This is a genomic window from uncultured Campylobacter sp. (assembly GCF_937997405.1).
Taxonomy (GTDB): domain Bacteria; phylum Campylobacterota; class Campylobacteria; order Campylobacterales; family Campylobacteraceae; genus Campylobacter_B.
Map to the genome: position 1 here is coordinate 1 of NZ_CALKTL010000102.1, position 16,227 is coordinate 16,227.

A 16,227-nucleotide genomic window follows, 5' to 3' on the forward strand; every position below is an offset into this window, starting at 1 on the left:
GGTTTTATAGGCGATTGAGGTACGTGAGTGTAAGGGCGTCCTCCGCGCTCTTTTTATGGCCGCACCTATTTTTTACGTGGTAATTTAGATAGAATTTCTGAATCAGGATACAATTTTTTCAAAAATTCTATCTCTTCTTGATCTAGCTCATCTAAAACCTCTTCTGTCGGTCTTTCGCTTAAAATTTTTCCATAAACCAAACTCAGCCTTTTATATGCGCGCGGGTTGCCGTTCTTTTCAAATTGCCTTATTATAGCAATTCTACACTCTTTTGTTATTTCAGAATTGCCCATAAAAAGATCTTTTATATCGCAAGAGGCGCTTTGCTCTTTATATAGATAAAATATCCACGCAAATAATATTATAGCGGCGGCAATAAAGTAAATTTTATTTTTCATGAAATCTCTTATTCTTTTGGCTTCCTATCTACGTCATATAGATGCATGACTTCATCCATGTTAATCTCTTTTTCCTTTCCGATCCGCTCGGTACATAATGTGAAATTTCCCTCTTTCAAAACGCACTTTTTTAATAAACCAACTATAAAGTCGTTATTTGTGCATAGATCTAAATTTCCAGAATGAAATTTTTTAATAAAATTTAGTTCCTCTTTATCTAATTCTTGCTGCGTTTTTTGATCTATACAATATCTATCTAAAAAATAAGATTCATAAAAATAGAAAAGTCGCCTATGCGCCCCACTGTTGCCATTATTAGCCCGTCGTATCAATTTTAATCTGCATTTTTGCTCCATACGATTGTAGTTTCGCCTCAACATATCGTTAATATCACAAGGCGAAAAACTTAGCACCGAAAGAACAATATAAATACAAAGAAATATACTAATTATTTAGTGATAAAAGTGGTGTCCTGCGTTGGATTCGAACCAACGACCCCCTCATTAAAAGTGAGATGCTCTACCTACTGAGCTAGCAAGACATCGTAAGAAGTGGCGCGACGAATGGGGCTCGAACCCACGACCTCCGCCGTGACAGGGCGGCATTCTAACCAGCTGAACTACCGTCGCACCAAAAATCACACTTGCGGTACAAGTGCTAAAGAAGTATGAAATCCAAGGATTTCAAAATGGTGGTCGCTGTAGGGATCGAACCTGCGACATCCACCTTGTAAGGGTGGCGCTCTACCAGCTGAGCTAAGCGACCGTTTGGGTTTAAAAAAGAAATGTGATTATATATCTAATACGATTAATTTTCACTTAAACAATGATGAAAAGACTGAAATTGTGCTATACTTGCGACATAAAATTTTATCAAAGGCTCGGTAAATTTAGATGAAAAAGTTGGTTTTCGCCCTGTTTTTGGCGCTTCAAGCCCCCGCTTACTCGCCGAACGAGATCGTAAACGCCATCGTCGCAGTAGCGCAAAACGAAGGGGTAAAGCCTGAAATTTTATACACCATCGTCAAAATCGAAAGCGACTTCGAGCCCTACACGATCTCCTTTTTGACAAACAAAGCAAACGCCGATTATTTTGCAAGCCTGCGCAATCAAAATGTCCGCATCAAAACGAGCAACTACAGCCTAAATTCCAGCAAATGGGTCGTTACGATCATACCGGCAAACGAAATCTACGCCGTGCAGATCGCCAAGTACCTGTATGAGGACGGCTTTAGCATCGACGTAGGGCTCGGGCAGCTAAACGCCGTAAATTTCAGCCAAAATGAGATAGATTATATATTCAACCCTATGTACAACCTCACCAAATGCGCCAAAATCCTACGCAAATGCTGGAACGCTAAAGACAAAAATATCAAAGACACGATCGAGTGCTACAACTACGGCATGCGCAAACGCTACTCAAACCCCTACTACAAGCGCTTTTACGAGCATTACGAGAAATTTTTCGGCAAGCCCTATTAAGAGTTAGTAAAATTTCGCTAAAATCGCGCAAATTTTAAAAAAGGATATTTCATGATACTGATCGCAGGACCCTGCGTGATCGAAAGTCGCGAGCTAATAATGAAAGTCGCGGAAAGTTTACGCAAATTTAATGAAATGAGCGGGGTGGAATTTTACTTCAAAAGCAGCTTCGATAAAGCCAACCGCACTAGCATCTCAAGCTTCCGCGGCCCGGGGCTTGAGCGCGGCTGCGAAATTTTAACCGAGGTAAAGGAAAAATTCGGCTATAAAATTTTAACCGACATCCACGAGAGCTACCAGGCGGAGCCCGTCGCGCGCGTCGCCGACGTGCTGCAAATACCCGCGTTTTTGTGCCGCCAAACCGACCTGCTCGTCGCCGCAGCCAGCACGCAAGCGGTAGTAAACATCAAAAAAGGTCAGTTTTTATCGCCGCAGGCGATGAAACACAGCGTCGAAAAGGTGCTGCAAACCCGCGGTGCGCGGGCTTATACCCCGCAAAGCGGCGCGGCATCTAGCGATACAAAGGCCGCTCAAAACAGCGCCTGCTCCGGCGATACCGAAATTTGCGGCGTGCAAAGCGGCGCTCAAAGTAATACAGATAGCGGATCTTCGGTACTAGGCGTGCAAAATTCTTGCGGTGCACAATCGGGCACACAAAATTTTATTCATACTTGCGGCGCTGGAAGCGGTGCCGAAAGTACCGCTAAAGGTACGGCGACGCCTTGTGCCTCACAAAGCGATAACAAAAGCGAAACGCAAAGCACCTTGCAACCAAACTTCTCTCATACTTGCAACGCGCAAGACGGCTCGATAAGTGCCGCACAAAGCGAAGCGCAACCAAGCGGCGAAGGCATGCACGATCTGGCGCGCCGCTACGGCGTTTGGCTCACCGAGCGCGGCAGCACATTCGGCTACGGAAATTTGATCGTCGATATGCGCTCGCTGCCGATAATGCGGGAGTTTGCGCCGGTCATTTTCGACGCAACGCACAGCGTGCAGATGCCTAGCATCGGCGCTACGAGCGGCGGCGACTCGCGTTTCGTGCCGTATCTTGCGCGAGCGGCGGCGGCCGTGGGCGTGGACGGCTTTTTTTACGAAACGCACCCTGATCCCGCCCACGCGCTTTCGGATGGACCGAATATGCTAAATCTGCAGCAGCTAGAGCGCGTCGTAGCGCAGACGCTTGCGATTCAAAAAGCGCTCGGATTTTAGAGCGGGCGGCTACAAAATTTCAAATTTAGGCTAGCGAGTTTAAATTTTAATTTCGCCCCATTGCGCGCGCTATCTGGTTTCACACTTTGCGCTAACAAATTCTATATTCGCAAGGGCGGGTTTCAACCGCACTGGGTTTTATCGCACGCTAAAATTTCAAACGTATCGCGCGGCTATAAAATTTAGCGTATTTGTAAAATTTTAAACTCCGCGCGTGCTTCACCAAACTTCGGGAACTTCGATAAATTTACGCAGTATGAGACGATCTCCCAGGGCGTGAGAGAGGCAGTTTCGCGCTGCTAAATTTAAAATTTTAAAAGTCTAACGCGCAGAATTTAGCTATAAATTTTGCGCTAAATTTCGCAGCCGACAAAGTAAAATTTAATGCAAATTTTACGCGCAAATTCCGATCGTCCAATCCGCCGTCGTGCAAACCTTCGCTACACGAAATTTAAGTCCAGATTAATGGGGGGGGATATAATTCAAGTCTCAAATTCTTTTAAAGGATATTTATGGGTTACGTAGAGTCTAACCTTCTGAATGGCGAAAATGTAATTGCTAAAGCCAAAATTCACCGGGCAGTTTTCATCTCCGCTATCATCATATTAACTCCCGCGATAGTTGGAATCATAAATAAAGACGATAGACTTTCATTCATATGCTTTGGCGGTTTTATAGCGGCGCTAATTCACGGGTTTATTGTTTTAAAGACAAACGAGCTCGCTATCACAAATCAGCGTATAATCGGCAAAAAGGGTCTTATTAGCCGTGAAACGGTGGAGCTAAAATATGAAAAAATCGAAAGCATATCCGTAATGCAGAGTATCTTGGGACGAATTTTAAAATTCGGCACCATAGTGGTGCGAGGCACCGGCGTTACGGCGGTTAGCTTCCAATTTATCGCTAATCCCGTAGCGTTTAAAAACAAGGCGATGGAAAAGATAGGCTAATCTCCGTCTTGTATATAAAATTTCAGCCAAATCATAAAATTTTACATCCCAAATTTATCTCAAAAATAAGTGCGATTGACTAAAATTAAAATTACATCCATCGCACCTTTAAATTTTAATCTAAATAACGTAGCCCGATAAACACTGTGTCGTTTTTTAAAATTCCAAAAAATTTTACCGTCATATTAAGACACCACATTTAGTATTTTATCTAAAATTTTGTTTTTGTCGCTATAATGCGGCTTCTTGACCTTTTCGTCTAGTGGCTCAGGACGTTGCATTCTCAGTGCGAAAACGCGTGGTTCAAATCCCGCAAGGGTCGCCATTATGGACTTATACAAGCCTCATGATTTTAAACGATAAATTTATCTATGATTTTATCATGGACTTTCATACAGCCCGTCAGATTTTAAATAATAAATTTTATCTGCGATTTTATCGATGAAGCTTTTATCGTGCGAGACGATGATTTCGCTTACGTCAAGCCCCGCCAAAATCCCCGCCACGCGCTCCTGCATCGCCTCATCAAGCGCCGTCGTAGGCTCGTCCAGTAGCAGTATCCTAGGCTCGCATACCAGCGCGCCCGCAAGCGCCACCAGTTTTTTCTCGCCGCCACTTAGATGAAAGGGCACCCGCTCGCGTAGATGTTCGATTCCCAAGCGTCGCAGCGTCTCCAGCGCCTTGCGCTCGATCTGCTCTTCACCTAAAATTTCAAGCTTTTTTAGATGGTCGTTTTCGCTGCCCTGCCTTAAAATTTCCGCCTTACGACCAAAAAATTTAGAAAAAATTCCACGCCTTTGCTCCACATTTCGTGCTCGTTTTAACCGCTCATTTTGCGCACGCAGGCTAAATGCGACGTCCTCAAACACGCTCGCGCACAAAAATTGATCGTCGCTGTTTTGAAATAAAAACCCGATCTCGTGGCGAAATTTTATAAAATCCTCCACACACTCAAGCTTCTCGCCGAAAAGCTCGATCTCGCCCTCGCCCCATTGCCTTAGGCCGCCTAAAATTTGAAGCAAGCTCGTCTTGCCCTGCCCGTTCGCGCCCAAGATCGCCACTTTTTCCTTATGCCCTACGCTCAAATTTACGCCGCGAAAAATTTCTCGCTCGCCGTTTTTAGCGCTTAAATCCAGCGCCTTAAGCGAGCAGCTCATAAGATCGCTCCGATTTTAATAAATACGCACGCCAGCACGAACGCCAAAAACGAGGCCTCCGAGATGCTCAAGCCCTCGCGACGCTCGTAAAATAGCCTACCGCAAAACCCTCGCGCGCTCATCACCAGGCTTAAATTTCTTGCTTGCTCAAGCGCCGAAATCGCTAAAATCCCAACTAAATTTGCATAAATTTTATAGGTGAAAATTCCGCTCGTCCCTACAAATCCGCGCATCCGCAAAAGAGCTTGCAGTCTCGCCAAATCCGAGCGTAAAAAATTTACGAATCGCCCGCAGCAATACACCAAAGAGCTTAGCTTTTCGCCGAGACCGAGCCCGTAAAATCCGCGTGCGAAAAAATATTCATCCTTGCCGTAAAATAGCAAAATCGCAAACGCCATTATCAAATTCGCGCGCAAAAATATCACGCCCGCAAGCTCGTAGTTGCCGACCACGGCGGGGCTTAACGCGCTTAAAATCGCAAAGATATTTAATACCGCAAGCCTTGTGCAGACCGTGCGCGCAATCGAAATTTTAAGCGCAAAAAGAAGCATCGGCGGGGCAAAAAACGCCGCATAAAGCTGCCCGCTAAGTCCGACGCCGAAGCTGAAGATAAAAAACGCAAGCAGCGATACGGCGGGGCTCATTTGCGCGCTCTTTTCGCTAGCCACATTAAGCCAAAAAAGCCGAAAATCAAGGCCAAACAAAGCGCGATTTTAGGCGCCTCAGCGGACTGGCTTTGAAACGCCATGCTCCTAATATCGCTCTTAGGGCTTTCTTTTGGCAAGATGCTTTGCGAGGCGGAATTTTCCAAAGGCTCGGAAGCACTTGAAATTTTATCTTTAGACACACTGCCTTTCGGCGCAATATTTTCGGGCGCGCTGTCTTTGGGCAAGGAATTTTTAGCGACGTCTAAATTTTGAGGCACGGGATTTTCAAAAACGTCAGAATTTTGCGGCGTGGAATTTCCGGAGCCGCCGGAATTCTGCAGCGTAAAGTCTTCGGCGCTAAATTCCATCTGCGCGCCGTGTCCCGCGCCTCCGTAAATTTGAATAGTAAAATTTTTAGCTGGCATTCGTATGCTCGCAAGTCCCTCTTTATCGGTCCTAGTGCGCAAAATTTCGCGCCCGTCCGCACTGATTAAAACTTCGCACTGCATGCAGGGAGAATTTTTATAAAAATAGCTATAAATCGCCACTCTATCGCCCTCTTGCGTCGCAAAAAGATGAAGCGCATGCGAAAATGCGAAGGAGCTCAAAACCGCTAAGAAAAATAGCGTTCTCATCGTCTCTGTCCGCCGTAAAATTTCGCAATAAAGCTAAGCGCAAAAAGGGTGATGATTCCTTCCAAAACAGCTAGAATTGCGCCTTCGAGCGAGATGAGCGTCGCGATAGCAAAAAACTCCCGTCCGCTGATGAAAAGCACGAGATCAAGAAGCAGCATCGAGCAGACGATCGGCACGAAACCCGCCAAAAATAGATAAATTTTTTGCGTGCGCGCTTTTAGCTCTTGCGCTTTTGAGGCGGCGGCAAAGAGCCCGCCCAAAACCGCTGGAAAGCCGATGACTGCGGTATTTACGCCGAGCACGCTAAGCCCTCCGAAGCCGAAAAACACCCCTTGCAAAAACAGCGCGACAAAAATCGCCAAGATCGCGCGCGAGCCCAAAAACGCGCCCACGAGCCCGCTTAGCATCAGGTGCATGGAGCTGACCCCCACGGGCAGGTGCACGAAAGAGGCGACGAAAAATAGCGCGCTAAAACATGCGATCCTAGGGATCTCAGACTGCCTTACGCGCCATAAAATCGCCGCTACCGCAGGCGCCGTAACCGCCCAGCCAGCTAGCAGCACGGGCGCGCTCAAAACTCCTTCGCTAATGTGCACGGCTCGCCTCCTTTAAATCGCCCCTGTTTTTTAGACGCGCAAAAACGCGCGAAGTAGCTAAATTTAAGGCATTTGCGAACTTTGCGATAACCGCTTTGATTACTACAGGTCTTGCTTTTACGGCTTTAGTCGCGATAAAATTTGCGGCTGTAAAACTCGCGGTTTGCGTCCTATCTGCGGCGGCTGTCAGCGCAAGACTCGGAGCGGTCTCGGAACCGCTTACGGAACCGGCAAATTTGATAAATTTTACAGCTCGCATGGCGCAAAAATTTTTGCTTGCTACATTTATAAGAATGACAAGCGGATTCTGCGACGCAAAATTTAAAGCTCCGAGCGATCTCGGCGCGGTGCTTGCGCGGTAAAACAGAGCCTGCAAAATTTCAAAAGTCGGGGTTTGTAAAATTTCAAAAAACGAAATTTTACGTGCCGATATTTTGCGCTCATAAATCCATGGATATGAAATTTTACGACTCGAAGCTCCTAAGCGCGGATTTCTACCGAGCAAAATTCCACGCAGCAGAGCTTCGTTTCTTAAAATTTTACTCGGCGGAATTTTGCTCCGTAAAGTTTTAACCAAACCCCGAGACGCAGACTGCGCGCGGGTGCAAAACGACAAAATTCTGCCCCGTAAAATTTCAGCCGCAGAATTCGCTGGAAATTTTACGCCCAAAAGCAAAACGCGCGAAAATAAAATTTCAAAGCTCCGCTCAAGCGTAAATTTAAATTTATCCGCAGCGACGCAAATTTCGCCAGAAAAAAGAGATCTCACCGAGCCGCTCCGTTATTTTTTCAGCTCGTCTGCCTTGATCCAAAGTACGGCTCCCAGCTCATTTACGGGCTGCTCGCTTCCTTTGGCGGCTTCCTCCTCGCTAAGAGCCGCAAAGCCCCACCAGCCGGCAACCGGCATCACGAAACTAAACTCGCCCGCGCCGTTGGTTTTAACGACCTGCGTGACATGCGCCTCGCTAGGGGCTTTGTAGCCCTTATCGTTATATAGCTCGATCTCCACGTCCGCGCCCGGGACGGGCTTTCCGTGCAGTAAAAAAACTCCGCTAAATATCTCTCCCGCATACAGCGCATAAGGGCGCACGAGCGGCACGATCTCCGCCTCTAGCCCGAGCGGCTTATCCCAGCCTTCGCCCGCGTCGTAAGCATCGACGTAGGTTTTGGTGATATGGCGGATCATCTTGCGCTCAGCCGGCTCGGCATAGGGTTTAGGATCGAAATAAAACGCTAAAAGCGATGGCTTGTCCGCTTTAAATTCCGCCGCGAAATAGGAATTTTCGCCCTTTTTCTGCTCTTTTAGACCGCCTAGGAGCGATTTTTTCTCGCCGTCAATAAAAACGCCGAATTCTGCGGGCTTTTGTAGATTCATAGATTCCTGCAAAAATGGATGGGAGAATTCCAAATTTAGCTTTAAAGTAGCATCTTTTTGATCCTCTACGACATTTTTATCCGTTGTAAGAACGCCGAAATGTGCGAACGCAAGGCTCGCCGCGAAAATTCCTAAAAAAGCAAATTTTGCCTTCATGTAATACCTTTCATAATAAAATATTACGGAATTGTATCACTTTTTTTCATCCGTATTGCTTAAATGTGGGTTTATTTTGAGTATTTAAAGCAAACTTTAGTTAAAATGTCGCAATTTAAATTACCAAAAAGAGGCAGAAAATGATAAATTTAAAACTTATCGAGACGAATTTCGACGAATTTAATAAAAAACTCATCGCTAAAAAAGTCCCTCCGCAAACTCTGCAATCGCTACTGGATGCCTACAACGAGCTAAAATCTAAAAAGACGGAGTTAGAGAACCTTCAAGCCGTGCAAAATGCAAAGAGTAAGGAGCTCGGTCTCGCCGCGCGCGAAGGCAGGGACGTAGGCGCGCTAAAATCGCAGCTTGAGGAAAACAAGCAAAAGATCCAAAGCCTAAGCGAGCTCGTAAATGAGCGCGAACAGAGCCTAGAAGCGATCGCCGCGTGCGTGCCGAATATCATCGACGACGACGTGCCGATCGGTGCGGACGAGAACGAAAACGTCTGTATCAAAAAAGTGCTGCAGCCGCGCACGTTCGACTTCGCGCCCAAGCAGCACTTCGAGCTCGGCGAGGCGCTAGGATGGCTTGATTTCGAGCGCGGCGTCAAACTCAGCGGGAGTCGCTTTACCGCGATCCGCGGGTTGGGCGCAAAACTTAATATGGCTCTCATCAATTATATGATAGAATTTAACAACTCGCGCGGCTTCGAACTCGTAAATATGCCGTTTTTGGTGCGCGATCAGATCCTCTACGGCACGGGTCAGCTGCCTAAATTTAAAGACGACCTCTACCGCGTTGACGACGAGGAGCAAAACCTCTACCTCATCCCTACGAGCGAGGTTACGGCGACGAATCTCTTTAACGATGAAATTTTACTCAGCGAGGAACTGCCGATCAAGCTCACCAGCTACAGCCACTGCTTTCGCAAAGAAGCGGGCTCGGCGGGGCGCGATACGCGCGGCATGATCCGCCAACACCAGTTTGAAAAGGTCGAGCTCGTCGCCATCACGCGCCCGGAAGACAGCGCAAAGATGCTTGAAGAGATGATTTCATGCGCGAGCGATCTGCTAAGTAGCCTTGGCCTTCCGCACAGACACATGCTGCTTTGCAGTGGCGATCTTGGCTTTAGCGCCGCAAAGACCGTGGATTTGGAGGTTTGGCTGCCGGGGCAGAACCAATACAGAGAAATCAGCTCGATCAGCAACTGTCGCGATTTTCAGGCGCGCAGAGCCAAGATCCGCTTCAAAGACGGCAAGAAAAACAGCCTCGTTCACACTCTAAACGGCTCCTCGCTCGCGGTCGGCCGCACGCTGATCGCGGTGATGGAAAACTACCAGCGCAAGGACGGCAGCATCGAAATTCCGCGCGTTTTAGAAAAATATATGTAGGCGGCCCGTGCGAAAGCCTTACAAAAACCCGAATTCTAACGCCCGCTTCGCAACCGCTGGATTTTGCGCGGTAAAATTTATGGATCGCGGCGTTAAATTTTTCGCGCTACAAAACGCAGGATTTTTTGCAACAAAATTTGGTAGCACGAAATTTTGCGGCACAGAGCCCGGAGCGCACAATGCCGCGCTTCGCGATTTTAAATTTTGCAATGAAACGCTTCGTCATACGCGGCAAATTCGGCAATCACGACACTCGCATTTTAAATTTCTTGGCGCGAAATTTACGACCTACGGAACAGAATTTTTAGGGGCGAACTTTCGCAGAGCGGAATTCTGCAAATCAAAATTTATGGCACGTGGCGTTAAATTTTACAAAGCAGAATTGCGCGAGACGGATTTTTTAGCTCGCATTGCGAAATTTTATGCGGCTAAATTTCACGGCGCGAAATTTCACGAGATGAAGTTCCAGACGCCAAATTTAGAGCTTAAAATGAAATTTAACGCAGCGAAATTCGGCGAGGTAAAATTCCGCGATGGCGCGCTTTTTAAATTTATCGCCGCAAAAGGGCTGCGACGCAGTCCTAGCCTTTACGCCGCCACGCCCTTTAAATTTATCGCGCTGCAAAACGCGGGATTTTTTGCAACAAAATTCAGCGAAACGGAATTTTGCGGCGTAAAATTTCATAAAACAAGATTACGTCGCGCAAAATTTTATACCGCGGAATTTGTGGCGAAGTGCGAGAAATTTCGCGGCGCGGAGCGGCACGGAGCGGGTGCGTGAAAATCGCACTTTTCGGCGGCAGTTTCGATCCGCCGCACGCAGGACACGACGCCGCGGTGAAGGCGATCTTATCAAGTCTAAAGCCCGATTTGCTGATCATAATGCCGTCGTTTCTAAACCCGTTTAAAAAGAGCTTTTCGGCGCCGCCGCAGCTGCGGCTTAGATGGTGCCGCGCGCTGTGGAGCGATGCTCCGCACGTGGAAGTGAGCGATTATGAAATTTCGCAAAACCGCTCGGTATCCACGATACAAAGTGTGAAATTTCTGCTCGAAAAATACGACGCGAACGGCAAAATCTCGGCGGAGACGGCAAGCAGAGCGAGCGAGACCCCGGCAACCGTAACGAATAAGGCTCTACCTAACGGCGCAAATATTGCGAATAAAATTTCTGCCGGTGCTTATACTTCGGGTAGTACAGACGAAATTTTACCCGAGAAGACGGACGGGGCTTTGTCGTGCGATATAGGTAAAATTCTAAGCGGCGACACCTGCTACGCCGATATTACGGGCGGGACGAGCATCCCCGCTAACGCAAAAAACGAAGCTCTGCAAGACGGAATGGCGAATCAAATTTCGGTTGGTAGCAAAAGCGAAATGGACGGAATTTCACAAAGTAACGCGGGCAGCGAGGACGGCGCGAGTAAAATCCAAAACGCAGATAAAATTTCAAATGCGAGCGAAATTTTAAACGCAAAAAACCGCGAAATTCCAAGTAGCATAGCGAGCGAGAGTTCGGATGCGGATGAAATTTCGGGCGCGAATAAAATTTCAAGTGGCGACGCAGACGACGTATGCAACGTAAGCGGTAGCGCAAATGAAACAAACGGCATGGGTAGAGCAAATAACGTAAGTAGCGCAAGTAAAGCAAATGATAACGCAAACGGCGCAAATGATACAAACGGCGCAGGCCAAACAAACAACACAAGCGATGTGAGCGACATAAATGATACAAACGACGCGCATAGCGCAGGCGACGCAGTAAATTGCATAGGTAGCGCAAGCGGCACGGATACAACACCAAAGCTCTACATCGTCGTGGGTGCTGACAACCTAGCCGAGCTCCATAAATGGCGCGATTTTAGCGAACTTCAGAAATTAGCGGAGTTTGTCGTGCTTACGCGGCCCGGCTACGAGATCCCGCGGCAGTGGGAGAGCCTAAGGCGGATCGAGATTGCCGTAGATGCGAGCTCAAGCGGTTTTAGGCGAGATTTCAAAGGCGAAATCCCGCCCAAGATCGCAGCAGAGGTCATAAAATTTTATAAAAGGAAAGATATGCAAGATCCAAAGCAAAGGGCGGAGCGGATCGCCGAAATTTTAAACGAAAAGAAAGCCGAAGATGTCCAGATCATCGATATGAGTGAGCGCGAATACATCGCAAAGCTCGTAGTAATCGCTACTACGCTAACCTCCCGCCACGCAGCCTCGCTCATCGAGGAGCTAAAAAGCGTGCTTAAGCCGCTTGGGGAGGAGTTTTTGGCTATCGAAAGCGGCGATGAGTGGAGCGTCGTCGATCTCGGCGACATCATAGTCCATCTCATCAGCGAGACTTACCGCGCCAAATACAATATCGAGGATTTCCTCGACAAGCTCAAAAAAGAGCAATTTTAAGGAGGGAGCGTGCCGAGACAGACCTGGAGCAGCAAGCTCACATATATCTTAACCGTCGCAGGCGCCACGATCGGCTTTGGCTGCACGTGGAGGTTTCCGTATTTAGTCGGCGAAAATGGTGGCGGCGCCTATGTGCTCTTATTTTGCATCGCAATGATCGTGCTTGGAATCCCGATGATCTTGGTAGAAAACGTCATCGGACGTCGCGCGCTAAGAAACTGCGTCGATGCCTTCGCAGCGCCTAAAAAGGACGGCTCGCGCATAAAGCCGGCATGGAAAATCGTAGGCATCATGGGCGTAATCGGCGCGTTTGGAATTTTAGCCTACTATATGGTCCTTGGCGGCTGGGTGCTAACCTACATCGTAAACATCGTAAGCGGCAACTTCGACCTCTCCGCGCGGATCACAGACCCCGCATTTACGCAAAAATTCTACGCAGATCACATCGAAAATAGCCCGCTTAGCGTCGGAGCTTACACGCTCGTTTTCATAGCGATCAACTGGTACATTTTGAAAAACGGCATCATCGAAGGAATCGAAAAATTCGTAAAATTTCTAATGCCCGCGCTGTTTTTGTGCTTCATCGCGGTGATCCTTACAAATTTAACGCTTGAGGGCGCAAAGGAGGGCGTGAAATTTTATCTCGGCGTCGATTTTGCAAAGATCACGCCCAAGCTTTTGATCGACGTTTTAGGTCAGGTCTTTTTCGCGCTCTCGCTCGGTTTCGGCGTGATGATCACGCTATCTAGCTTCCTCAATAAAGACGAGAAGCTGATGCAAACAGCCACCATCACCGCAGTCGTAAACACCCTCATCGCCGTGCTTGCGGGCTTTATGATCTTCCCGTCGCTCTTTAGCGCGGGGCTTGAGCCAAGCAGCGGCTCGTCGCTGGTTTTTAAGAGCCTGCCGATCGCGTTTTCGCACATGCCCTTCGGCAACGCCGTCGCGGTGGTCTTTCTCTCGATTTTGCTCATCGCCGCGCTTACGACGTCGATCACGATCTATCAGGTCATCATAAATTTCGTCGAGGAGCGCTTCGGCTTTTCAACGCTAAAGGCGGTAAATTTAACGCTCGGCGGCGTCTTCGTGCTCGGCAACCTGCCCTGCATACTCTCAAGCAGCGTACTTGCGGACGTTAAAATTCTAGGGCGCTCGGTTTTCGACGCTTTCGACTTCGTAAGCGCGAACGTATTTTTCGTGCTAACGGCGCTTCTGTGCTGCATCTACGTGGGCTGGGTGCTAAAAAAGGATGCGATCTACGAGCTCACCAACGAAGGCGATCTAAGCGCGCGGCTCGCAGGAGTTTGGTTTTTGTACGTCAAATTTATCCTGCCGCTCATCATCGCGGTGATCTTCGGATACGGGATTTTCGGCTAAATTTAAAGCCGCGAGAGTTTTAAATTTTAAATTTGCCTGCGGCGGTGCGATAGAATTTTAAAATTCCATCTGCTCCGTTACATACGCTACGGCGTAAGTTTTTACTCGGTGCGACATATTGTATTGAAACTTGCGGCACGGCGGTCTTGCGACTAGGTGCGAGACACTGCACCGCAGTTATAATATAAATTCAGCGCAGGCGTAGCCTGCCCCTTGTAAAGCATCGTCGGGGGTTAGGTGGGGTTTGGGGCGAGCAGAGCAATGCGGTGCCGCAGAAGCAGCGCCGTCTCTGCGAGAAGTGTGACCTCGCAATTGTGGACCCCTTCCCGCCCCATGAAAAGCTTGGACGCGTATAGCGAAGCGGACGTCAGAATTTTAAAATTTTATCTGCACGTGCCGTGCAAGCGTGATGATAATCGCAAAAAGACGCGGCGGAATTTTAAAATTTCATTCGCCTAGACGCCTTAAAATTTCCGCGACAGGCTCGCGATAAATTTTAAATTTAGCTGCAATTTAGGGGTTTGCAATGCTTCTGTTTTTTCTTACGATCTTTCCGATATCGCTGATGCCGGGCATCAACATGACCTACGCGCTAAATCTCGGCATCGCGCGCGGCTATCTTAGGGCGCTGCCTGCGCTGCTCGCGCAGGTGCTGGGCGTCGCGGCCGTGGCGCTTGCGTGTATATTCGGCGTCGCGGGCATTCTGCTTGCGCACCCTGCGGCGCTTAGCGCGATTAAAATTTTAGGCGGCGCGTATATTTTCTATCTGGGCGTCGCGACCTTTTTAGCGCGCGGAAATTTTAAGCTGCAAAAACAAAAGCGCAGCGAAAATATCTTCCTACAAGGCTTCGTAGTCGCGGTTTCAAACCCCAAGGCGTGGATATTTTTTACCGCGCTCTTTCCGCCATTTTTGGATGCGGACAATCTTTTCGGCGCGCGTACCTTTGCTCTCGTGGCGATCTTGTGCGCCAGCGAAAGCATCTGCCTTAGCATCTACGCGCTGGGCGGAGCGGTGCTAAAAAATCTGCTGAAAACCCACCTGAAATACCTCGAAATTTTCTGCACGGTGCTGATGAGCGCGATCGGGTTGTGGATGATTTTGGGCTAAAATTTTGATTGGGCTTGGCGCCCGAGTTTTGATGAAATTTTAAATTTAAAAGATAGATTGAAAAGAAATATTGCTTCGGCCAAATTCCGAGAAAAATCCCGAAATTTAGCCGCTAGCTTTGAATTAAAATTTTAAGCGATCGACCGCATATGCCAAACGCTGCGACGATTATCGTCCGCAGCGGATCCACGTCCGCAGCGAACTCGCAGCAAACCGGCGGCGCGTTTAGGCGGTTTTGGCTTTGTGTAGCATCGCCTCGCCGCGTGCGCTTAAATTTTAAAATTTAATCTCTGCCGTGAAGCTCGTCGATGTAAAATTTCACAGAGCCAAGACCCTCTTTTTTAGCCCATTCGTAGGCGCTTGAGACGAACTCCCAGTTGATGCCTGCGTAGAATTTCTCCAGATATTTCGGGCGCGCATTGTACTCATCGATGTAATACGCGTGCTCCCAAACGTCCACGACCAGAAGCGGCACGAGCCCTTCGGTCACCGGTGTGGCGGCATTTTGGGTCGCTTTAATGCAAAGCTTGCCCGATTTCGGATCGTAAGCGAGCCACACCCAGCCTGAGCCGAAATGCGCCGTAGCAGCAGCCAAAAACTCGCCTTTAAAATCCGCAAAATTTTCCGCTAGCGCCGATTTTAGTTCCGCGGAAGCCTCGCTAGGCTTTGCGATGCAATCCCAATAAAAATCGTGGTTGTAAACCTGTGCAGCGTTATTGAAAAGCCCGCCGCTAGCCGCCGTTACGATCTCGTAAAGCCCCTTGCCCGCAAACTCGCCTGATTCGGTAAGTTTATTTAAATTTGCCACATAGGTCGCGTGGTGCTTGCCGTGGTGATAATCACAGGTTTGCTTGCTTACGACCGCGTTGTGCGCCACATCGAACGGCAACTCTCTAAGTTTAAACATCTTTCTCTCCTTGAAATGATTTGAAGCGATTATAGCCTAAAATTTCTAAATGATTAATAAAATTTATTATTTAGGATTAATTTTAAGACGAATTTCAATCTAGCTCGCTCCTAATATAATCGTGCTTTAAATTTAAAATTTAGGCGGTTTGTTAACGCCAAAGTTTTGCTTTCATCCTCGTCGGAGCGCTTTTCGAGTGCGACCGGGCGTACGGGTTTAAGCGCACTGCTAGTACGCACGATTGGCTACTGACCGCAACCTGCGTAATTGCGAGCTTTTTTAATTTATGCTTGCTTTAAAATACATCGGCGCGGTACTCGCATACGTCCTAGACACGGGGCTCGGCGCGCTTTTTATCGTCTTTCTTGAAACTGCTATCGCGCCAAAAGAGGACTTGGAGATTAGCCCGCTTCGCATATTTTTTATATTCACGCTAAGCTTATGCACAG

At 48.0% G+C, this 16,227-nt stretch carries 17 protein-coding genes, 4 tRNA genes and 1 pseudogene; 11 read left to right on the forward strand and 11 right to left on the reverse strand.

Going from position 1 to position 16,227, the window contains the following annotated elements:
• Positions 1–65: 65 nt before the first annotated feature.
• The 4 genes from Q0372_RS05440 to Q0372_RS05455 all read right to left on the reverse strand — a co-directional run bounded on the left by Q0372_RS05440 (position 66) and on the right by Q0372_RS05455 (position 1,163).
• The gene (locus tag Q0372_RS05440; protein WP_298103501.1) at positions 66–398 is read right to left on the reverse strand and encodes a hypothetical protein; all 333 of its coding nucleotides are present in this window, start codon (positions 396–398) and stop codon (positions 66–68) included.
• 465 nt (positions 399–863) lie between these two features.
• Positions 864–939: transfer RNA gene (locus Q0372_RS05445), tRNA-Lys, on the reverse strand.
• 11 nt (positions 940–950) lie between these two features.
• A tRNA-Asp gene (locus tag Q0372_RS05450) sits at positions 951–1,027 on the reverse strand.
• A gap of 60 nt (positions 1,028–1,087) precedes the next feature.
• Positions 1,088–1,163, reverse strand: a tRNA-Val gene (locus Q0372_RS05455).
• Positions 1,164–1,291: 128 nt separating this feature from the next.
• Here Q0372_RS05455 and Q0372_RS05460 point away from each other — a divergent pair.
• The 5 genes and pseudogenes from Q0372_RS05460 (at position 1,292) to Q0372_RS05480 (ending at position 4,366) form a co-directional block, all read left to right on the forward strand.
• Positions 1,292–1,879, forward strand: coding sequence for a transglycosylase SLT domain-containing protein (locus Q0372_RS05460; protein WP_298103504.1), 588 nt, complete (start codon positions 1,292–1,294; stop codon positions 1,877–1,879).
• A 51-nt stretch (positions 1,880–1,930) separates the two neighbouring features.
• Positions 1,931–2,356 (forward strand): annotated as a pseudogene (locus Q0372_RS05465) (3-deoxy-8-phosphooctulonate synthase); the annotation flags it as partial.
• A 144-nt stretch (positions 2,357–2,500) separates the two neighbouring features.
• On the forward strand, positions 2,501–3,091 hold the full coding sequence (locus Q0372_RS05470; RefSeq protein ID WP_298103557.1) for a hypothetical protein: 591 nt from the start codon (positions 2,501–2,503) through the stop codon (positions 3,089–3,091).
• Between the two features lie 512 nt (positions 3,092–3,603).
• Positions 3,604–4,041, forward strand: coding sequence for a PH domain-containing protein (locus Q0372_RS05475; RefSeq protein ID WP_298103507.1), 438 nt, complete (start codon positions 3,604–3,606; stop codon positions 4,039–4,041).
• 248 nt (positions 4,042–4,289) lie between these two features.
• Positions 4,290–4,366: transfer RNA gene (locus tag Q0372_RS05480), tRNA-Glu, on the forward strand.
• A 55-nt stretch (positions 4,367–4,421) separates the two neighbouring features.
• On the opposite strand, the gene Q0372_RS05485 is transcribed toward Q0372_RS05480, so the two are convergent.
• The 6 genes from Q0372_RS05485 to Q0372_RS05510 are packed head-to-tail and all read right to left on the reverse strand — an operon-like array spanning position 4,422 to position 8,607.
• On the reverse strand, positions 4,422–5,198 hold the full coding sequence (locus Q0372_RS05485) for an ABC transporter ATP-binding protein (RefSeq protein WP_298103510.1): 777 nt from the start codon (positions 5,196–5,198) through the stop codon (positions 4,422–4,424).
• The gene (locus Q0372_RS05490; RefSeq protein ID WP_298103514.1) at positions 5,195–5,842 is read right to left on the reverse strand and encodes an energy-coupling factor transporter transmembrane component T; all 648 of its coding nucleotides are present in this window, start codon (positions 5,840–5,842) and stop codon (positions 5,195–5,197) included. The genes Q0372_RS05485 and Q0372_RS05490 overlap by 4 nt, the downstream gene beginning before the upstream one ends.
• On the reverse strand, positions 5,839–6,480 hold the full coding sequence (locus Q0372_RS05495) for a hypothetical protein (RefSeq protein ID WP_298103517.1): 642 nt from the start codon (positions 6,478–6,480) through the stop codon (positions 5,839–5,841). Before Q0372_RS05495 ends, Q0372_RS05490 begins: the two co-directional genes overlap by 4 nt.
• Positions 6,477–7,076 (reverse strand): cobalt transporter CbiM, encoded by a 600-nt coding sequence (gene cbiM, locus Q0372_RS05500; RefSeq protein ID WP_297882115.1) that lies wholly within the window; start codon positions 7,074–7,076, stop codon positions 6,477–6,479. Before cbiM ends, Q0372_RS05495 begins: the two co-directional genes overlap by 4 nt.
• Entirely contained in the window at positions 7,066–7,845 is a 780-nt protein-coding gene (locus tag Q0372_RS05505) for a hypothetical protein (RefSeq protein WP_298103521.1), read from the reverse strand. The genes cbiM and Q0372_RS05505 overlap by 11 nt, the downstream gene beginning before the upstream one ends.
• A gap of 12 nt (positions 7,846–7,857) precedes the next feature.
• On the reverse strand, positions 7,858–8,607 hold the full coding sequence (locus Q0372_RS05510; RefSeq protein ID WP_298103528.1) for a DUF4198 domain-containing protein: 750 nt from the start codon (positions 8,605–8,607) through the stop codon (positions 7,858–7,860).
• Positions 8,608–8,747: 140 nt separating this feature from the next.
• On the opposite strand from Q0372_RS05510, the gene serS reads away from it, so the two are divergent.
• The 6 genes from serS (at position 8,748) to Q0372_RS05540 (ending at position 14,871) form a co-directional block, all read left to right on the forward strand.
• A complete protein-coding gene (gene serS, locus Q0372_RS05515) occupies positions 8,748–9,998 on the forward strand; it encodes a serine--tRNA ligase (RefSeq protein ID WP_298103531.1) in 1,251 nt (416 codons plus the stop codon).
• A 7-nt stretch (positions 9,999–10,005) separates the two neighbouring features.
• Positions 10,006–10,779 (forward strand): hypothetical protein, encoded by a 774-nt coding sequence (locus tag Q0372_RS05520; RefSeq protein ID WP_298103535.1) that lies wholly within the window; start codon positions 10,006–10,008, stop codon positions 10,777–10,779.
• Complete coding sequence (rsfS, locus tag Q0372_RS05525; RefSeq protein ID WP_298103539.1) at positions 10,776–12,386, forward strand: ribosome silencing factor; 1,611 nt, start codon at positions 10,776–10,778, stop codon at positions 12,384–12,386. Before Q0372_RS05520 ends, rsfS begins: the two co-directional genes overlap by 4 nt.
• 9 nt (positions 12,387–12,395) lie before the next feature.
• The gene (locus tag Q0372_RS05530) at positions 12,396–13,763 is read left to right on the forward strand and encodes a sodium-dependent transporter (protein ID WP_298103544.1); all 1,368 of its coding nucleotides are present in this window, start codon (positions 12,396–12,398) and stop codon (positions 13,761–13,763) included.
• Between the two features lie 333 nt (positions 13,764–14,096).
• A complete protein-coding gene (locus tag Q0372_RS05535; protein ID WP_298103547.1) occupies positions 14,097–14,222 on the forward strand; it encodes a hypothetical protein in 126 nt (41 codons plus the stop codon).
• Between the two features lie 67 nt (positions 14,223–14,289).
• Positions 14,290–14,871, forward strand: a complete 582-nt coding sequence (locus tag Q0372_RS05540; RefSeq protein WP_298103550.1) for a LysE family translocator — start codon at positions 14,290–14,292, stop codon at positions 14,869–14,871.
• A gap of 283 nt (positions 14,872–15,154) precedes the next feature.
• Here the strand turns inward: Q0372_RS05540 and sodB are convergent, their stop codons facing one another.
• Positions 15,155–15,778, reverse strand: a complete 624-nt coding sequence (sodB, locus tag Q0372_RS05545; protein ID WP_298103553.1) for a superoxide dismutase [Fe] — start codon at positions 15,776–15,778, stop codon at positions 15,155–15,157.
• Positions 15,779–16,227: the final 449 nt, after the last annotated feature.